7 protein-coding genes are annotated in these 6238 nt (G+C 37.2%); 6 read left to right on the top strand and 1 reads right to left on the bottom strand.

What is annotated here, in order from left to right; genetic code table 11:
* The 3 genes from IEW44_RS04375 to IEW44_RS15980 all read left to right on the top strand — a co-directional run.
* A partial coding sequence (locus tag IEW44_RS04375; protein WP_188613802.1) for a transposase occupies positions 1-116 on the top strand: 116 nt, incomplete at its 5' end.
* A gap of 16 nt (positions 117-132) precedes the next feature.
* Entirely contained in the window at positions 133-1275 is a 1143-nt protein-coding gene (gene tnpB, locus IEW44_RS04370; protein WP_188613801.1) for an IS200/IS605 family element RNA-guided endonuclease TnpB, read from the top strand.
* Positions 1276-1493: 218 nt separating this feature from the next.
* Positions 1494-1619 carry a hypothetical protein gene (locus IEW44_RS15980; protein ID WP_268236345.1) on the top strand — a complete coding sequence of 42 codons (126 nt, stop codon included), beginning with the start codon at positions 1494-1496 and terminating at the stop codon, positions 1617-1619.
* A gap of 51 nt (positions 1620-1670) precedes the next feature.
* On the opposite strand, the gene IEW44_RS04365 is transcribed toward IEW44_RS15980, so the two are convergent.
* On the bottom strand, positions 1671-2903 hold the full coding sequence (locus tag IEW44_RS04365) for a helix-turn-helix domain-containing protein (RefSeq protein WP_188613800.1): 1233 nt from the start codon (positions 2901-2903) through the stop codon (positions 1671-1673).
* Between the two features lie 140 nt (positions 2904-3043).
* Between IEW44_RS04365 and IEW44_RS04360 the strand changes: the two genes are divergently transcribed.
* The 3 genes from IEW44_RS04360 (at position 3044) to panF (ending at position 6219) form a co-directional block, all read left to right on the top strand.
* A complete protein-coding gene (locus tag IEW44_RS04360) occupies positions 3044-4312 on the top strand; it encodes an MFS transporter (protein WP_188613799.1) in 1269 nt (422 codons plus the stop codon).
* A gap of 192 nt (positions 4313-4504) precedes the next feature.
* Complete coding sequence (locus IEW44_RS04355) at positions 4505-4768, top strand: YhdT family protein (RefSeq protein WP_188613798.1); 264 nt, start codon at positions 4505-4507, stop codon at positions 4766-4768.
* On the top strand, positions 4768-6219 hold the full coding sequence (gene panF, locus IEW44_RS04350) for a sodium/pantothenate symporter (RefSeq protein WP_188613825.1): 1452 nt from the start codon (positions 4768-4770) through the stop codon (positions 6217-6219). Before IEW44_RS04355 ends, panF begins: the two co-directional genes overlap by 1 nt.
* The last annotated feature ends 19 nt before the right edge of the window (positions 6220-6238 follow it).

Raw genomic sequence — 6238 nt, 5'->3', positions numbered from 1 at the left:
AATTGCTTTGGAAAGAAATGTTCTGGTCTAAAAGTTTTTGCCTGTTGACGACTGGTGGTGCGCCAACTGATGTGATTAAGCAATATATTCAAAATCAAGGAAACAATCATAAATAGAAAGTAGGTGCGCCTTATGGAACGACTAAAAGCCTATAAATTCAGATTATATCCAACAGAGGAACAAAAGCTCTTCTTTGCCAAATCTTTTGGTTGTGTCCGTAAGGTCTACAATCTAATGCTCGATGACCGAATGAAAGCTTACGAAGAAACTAAAAAAGATGCATCTAAAAAAATGCGTTTTCCAACACCCGCAAAATACAAGAAAGAATTTCCGTTCTTGAAAGAAGTAGATAGCCTCGCACTAGCCAATGCCCAACTCAATTTAGACAAAGCTTACAAGCATTTCTTTCGTGATAAATCTGTTGGATTTCCTCGTTTCAAGAGTAAGAAAAATCCTGTCCAAAGTTATACAACGAACAATCAAAATGGGACAGTATCTTTGATTGATAATAAATTTATCAAAGTGCCTAAATTGAAATCCTTAATCAGAATTACACTTCATAGACAACCAAAAGGGCTTATCAAGTCTGTCACAATATCACGTCACTCAAGTGGCAAATACTATGTTTCTTTGTTATGCAAAGAGGAAGTTAGCGAACTACCTAAATCTAATTCAGCAATAGGCATTGACTTAGGGATTACGGACTTTGCGATTTTTTCTGACGGTCAAAAAATTGATAATAATACATTCACGTCCAAAATGGAAAAGCAACTTAAACGTGAACAACGTAAGTTGTCAAGACGTGCACTATTAGCTAAACAGAAAGGTATCAATCTGTTTGAAGCTAAAAATTATCAAAAACAAAAACGAAAAGTGGCCCGTTTGCACGAGAAAGTAGTGAACCAACGTACTGATTTTCTGAATAAGTTGAGTACAGAAATTATCAAAAATCACGATGTTATCTGTATGGAAGATTTAAACACAAAAGGTATGTTGCGTAATCGTAAACTAGCCAAAAGTATAGCTGATGTATCTTGGTCAAGCTTTGTGACTAAGTTACAATACAAAGCTGACTGGTACGGACGGAAAATCGTAAAAGTAGGTAAATGGTTTCCGTCTAGCCAAATTTGTTCAGCGTGCGGACATCAAGATGGCAAGAAATCACTTGATATTCGAGAGTGGACTTGTTCTATTTGTCATACTCATCATGACCGAGATATCAACGCGAGTATCAATATTCTGATCGAAGGTCTACGAATACAAGGACTAACTTAGATACAATCAAGAACCGTAGGAACTACGGGGATAGCTTGGTAAATAAGAGACACCGCTGTGAGTAAAGAAATACGCTATCAAGTCTGCTCTATTCCCAAGAAGCTCCCACTTCAAGTGTTAAGAACCGTTAGGTTTAACTAAGTGGCGAGTAGTTCACTGAAGGTCGCTTTGCTTTAGATGATGATAAGGAACTGGTCAATCAGGCGGAGGCATTAGGTATGGCTGAAACCATGAAGGGTAGCATTATAGAGGATGATATCACGGTTATGGATGAAGCCTTGCAAAAGCATCAACAGTATCGTGCGTACTTATTGCGTCATTATCAAACACAATTAGCCAAGTAATCGAATAAAAGAGTGTAGTACGGTGAATTGTTATCACCTACTACACTCTTTTTATTGTGGCGCAGTAATTAACGCATACGCCTCTTCAATAATAGCGGTTACTTGCAATGAGGAGGTTAAGGACTGTGCCTCTTCATATAAGGCAGTAATTAGTGGTAGTGCCTCTGCATTGCCATATTCATGTAGTAAACGTGCTTTATATGAGAGTAACTCACACAAACCCATACGGTCATAAGGGTGGATGAAGGCACCGTTTGGTAAAATCTCATTGATATGGTCAAAGGCTTGGAAAGCTTGTTTTTTATGTCCTAATAAATAATGAGCTGTGCCTAAATAATAATAACTTAACGAATGAAAAGCACTATCTTCTTTAGCAAAAGAAGTGAGCCGTTTGGCTGCGCGTAACATTTCAGTGTAATCCTTATGCAAATAAGCTAAGTGAGCTTTCATGATGTAATAGGATGCCCAAGCCGGGTCGTCATTTTTAAAGCAACTGAATAAGTAAAGCTTTTGTAAAAAATCTGAAGCCTCATTATGTTGATTTTCTAGCGTTGTAATTAAAATGAGCACACGTAAAATATCATCAATCCGCAACAATTGATTAGTCGCCATTGATATGTCATAAGCCTCTAACATAAAGTGATAAGAATCAGCTAAATTATTAACGGCAAGATGGAGTGCGCTAATGACAAAGAGTAAATGAATTTGCTTTTCGGTTGAAATAACATATTGCTGTTGTTCACATTCTTGTTTCAATGCAATGCCATGTTGAAGCGCTTCGTGATATTTTTTGCCATGCGATAACGTATTAATTTGCCAAAACTTTGTGTCAAGCCATTCATCCATCGCATTGCTATCATAAAAAATTTGCATGGCTTGTTCCAGGTATGGTGCTGTCTCCTTGCCAAGAATCTCACCAAACATTGCATAATAACGTAAGAGCAATGCGCCTTCAAAATTATGAGGCATTTGCGCAACATAATGTTGAATTTTAACGAAGTTTTGTTCAATTTGGTGATGGTTGTATGGATAAGAGAAGCCACCTTGTTTTTTGATATCAGCAAGTAGTGCGCGTAAAGTATCTTGACTGACAGGCGCCATTAATTGTTCAACTTGTACATGTAATTGTTGGGCAATGTAAGTGAGGCTTTCCATAGAGGGCTTGGCTTTATCATTTTCAATTAAACTTAACATCCCTTTTGTGAGGCGGTCACCAACAAGGGCAGATTGTGTAATTTTTTTTTCTTTTCGCAATCGTTTAATGCGTGCACCTAATGTTTCCATACCATACCTCCTTATTTTCTATTATAAGGGACAAAGATAGGATATACAATTAAGTTTAACAAAATTAAACTTTTTGTTGCGTTAGTATTTTACTCATGCTATATTAAGTTTAACTAAATTAAACTTTGAGGGGTGTCATTATGAATGAAACGATGAAAATACGTTCTTCTAATCGAAATATGGCGACATTTGTAATTAGTAAAATGATTTCTACATTAGGAGCCAATGTATTAGCATTTGGGATTGGATTATATATATTAGCATTGACAGGCTCGGCCATGAATTTTGCAATAACAATGATTTGTACGACGTTGCCCCGCATCCTATTATCGCCAATTGTCGGTTATATTGCAGATAATTATCCTAAAAAGCCAATTGTGTTAATTTCACAAGCAGTGAGTATGAGCGTGATGTTAGGATTATTTTTATATGCTGAGACATTTGGCATCAGTTTGTTTGCCATTTATACGACATTAACGTTATATGCGATGTCGTCAACATTTACAAGTGTGACATTTAGCGCTTCTATCGCCTCATTAGTGGCACCAGAGCATATACAAAAGGCAATGTCATTTAATCAAATGTCTATTTCAGTAGCGGCAATTGGTGGGCCTGTATTAGGTGGAATTTTATTTGGGACAGTAGCCATTGAAACTTTTTTACTCCTGCATATGGCAGCCTATCTGATCGCGTTTTTATTAGAGATTACAATGGACTTTAAGCTGTATAGCACACAACAAACAGAGGAAAAAGAAAGTATGTTAGCGAGTTTAAAGGGTGGTTTTACGTATGTAAAGCAACATGAATTAATTAAAACAATTATGTATATTGCCTTTTGGGTGAACTTATTTTTTACTGCAGTAACTGTAGGCATGATGTTTATTTTAGTTGAGCTGCTTGCAATCAAGCCTGTCCATGTAGGACTGATTGAAGGTGCAACAGCACTTGGTATGCTAATTGCCTCCATTCTATTTGCTACAATGAAAGAATTACAACAGCCATTTCGTATGGTTAAAGTAGGTTTATCTGGATTGGCATTTGTGATGGTTGCATTAGTAGTGCCTGTCATGTTACCGATTGCGCATTATGGTCTGAAATTTGTTTATTATATTGTTGTTGCATTTACAACAGCCGTATTTATTATGATGATTAATATGCCAGTAGGTATTGTCATGCAGAAAAATACAGATGAAGCGTACCGTGGTCGTGTGTTTGGTTTACTAGAGATGATGGCTCTATCGACCATGCCTATTGCTTCAGCGATCTATGGCACATTAATTGATTTATTGCCTGTACAATATGTATTTATTACGTCAGCCATCGGTTTATTTGTTATCGTACAACTTTTATTGCCAACACGTAAACTTGCACACTTTAAACGACGAGCCCTAATAAAAAGTAATACGTAAGCTTAGATAATGAAAAAGGAAGAAGCATTTCGCTCTTTAGTATAGTGAGGCAGAATAAAGAACAGCTGACAAGTGGTAAAGGTGTAGTAATAATTCCTTTTACCACTTATTTTATCTGTCCTTTTTCTGTTTATGTTCTTTTCAATGCTCTGACTTATTAGTACAATTAAGCCATATAAGGAGGGGAATACTGTGAATGATAAACGCTTTAAAATCGCTAATAGGGAAGCGTGGATTGGCGTCCTTTTAGTCATGATTAACTTTGCCATCTGGTTTGGTTTTGCTTATGGCTTAGGGAGCGGAGACCCTACAGAGTACACGTATGTGTTAGGTTTTCCAGCATGGTTTTTCTACAGTTGTATAGCAGGTACTATTTTTATGATTGTGTTATTGTATGTTGTGATTAAAGTCTTCTTCAAAGATGTGCCATTTGACGAGGAGGAGCCCAAATCATGATACATTGGCAAGTCATTATCCCATTGCTTCTCTTTTTAGTTGTTATTTTTATGATTGGCATTTGGGCAAATAAAAAAGTACGTACATCTGAATCCTTTTTACAAGAGTATTTCCTTGGCGGTCGTGAGATGGGTGGCTTCATTTTAGCCATGACAATGATAGCTACATATGGCAGTGCTAGCAGCTTCATTGGTGGGCCCGGTGTTGCATATACAAAAGGTTTAGGTTGGGTTTTACTTGCTATGGCACAATTGCCTGCAGGCTACTTTGTATTGATGGTACTCGGTAAAAAGTTTGCGATTATTGCTAGAAAGTTTCAGACGATTACATTGATTGACTTTTTGCGCATTCGCTATAAGAGTGATGTGATTGTTATTGTGTCAGCGATTGCTATTATTGTATTCTTATTTTCTTCTATGATGGCACAATGGGTTGGTGGTGCACGTTTAATTGAATCTTTAACAGGGCTAACGTATCCTGTGGCGTTATTTATTTTTGCCGCATCTGTATTAATTTATGTAGTCATTGGTGGCTTTCGTGCAGTAGCATTAACGGATGCTGTACAAGGCTCAATCATGGTAATAGGTACAATTATTTTACTGATTGGTACGATTATTGCGGGTGGTGGGATAGATGCTATCATGGCAGCGCTTGTAGCGGAAAATCCGAACTATGTATCACCATTTGGCGCAGAAGGTGAACTAACACCATTGTATGTATCAACATTTTGGATATTGATTGGTGTAGGTGTTGTAGGTCTACCTCAAATTGCAGTACGTGCCATGAGCTATAAAAATGCGAAAAGTATGCATCGTGCTATTTTAATAGGTACGATTGCTATAGGTACAATTATGTTTGGTATGCATTTGATTGGTGTATTAGCACGCCCTGTTATGCCTGGTATTGAAATTGGTGATAAAGTAATGCCCCTACTTACGCTGGAAGTATTACCGCCTGTTGTAGCAGGTCTAGTATTGGCAGCACCTATGGCAGCAACGATGTCAACAGTCAATGCATTACTTATACTGGTAAGCTCCACAGTAGTAAAAGATATTTATTTGAACTATATTAAACCAGGTGCAAGTGATGCCCAAATAAAGAAAGCGAGTTTTATCGTGACTACTGTAATTGGTTTAGCAGTTGTGGTATTTGCATTACGCCCGCCAGATTTAATTGTGTGGCTTAATTTATTCGCATTTGGTGGCTTAGAAGCGGTATTCATTTGGTCTGTTGTTTTAGGTTTATATTGGCAAAAAGCCAATCGTTACGGAGCAATTGCCTCTATGTTTACAGGTATGACGATGTATATTGTTATTGATGTTTTTGCTAAAAATGCGTTTGGCATGCACTCTGTGACATTGCCGATTATAGGTTCTTTATTGGTGTTTGTGATAGTAAGTGTAATAACTCATCATAAAGTGGCACATGAGCCAAACTGGTTAGACCAATAACAAAGCGAGTTGCTATCTG

It is taken from the genome of Lysinibacillus alkalisoli (assembly GCF_014643595.1).
GTDB lineage: Bacteria > Bacillota > Bacilli > Bacillales_A > Planococcaceae > Metalysinibacillus > Metalysinibacillus alkalisoli.
This window is presented reverse-complemented; position numbering and strand designations above follow the sequence as displayed.

Coding starts and splice junctions, on each gene's coding strand:
- IEW44_RS04365 (WP_188613800.1), bottom strand. CDS start 2,903: ATGGAAACATTAGGTGCACGCATTAAACGATTGCGAAAAGAAAAAAAA.
- IEW44_RS15980 (WP_268236345.1), top strand. CDS start 1,494: ATGGCTGAAACCATGAAGGGTAGCATTATAGAGGATGATATCACGGTT.
- IEW44_RS04360 (WP_188613799.1), top strand. CDS start 3,044: ATGAATGAAACGATGAAAATACGTTCTTCTAATCGAAATATGGCGACA.
- tnpB (WP_188613801.1), top strand. CDS start 133: ATGGAACGACTAAAAGCCTATAAATTCAGATTATATCCAACAGAGGAA.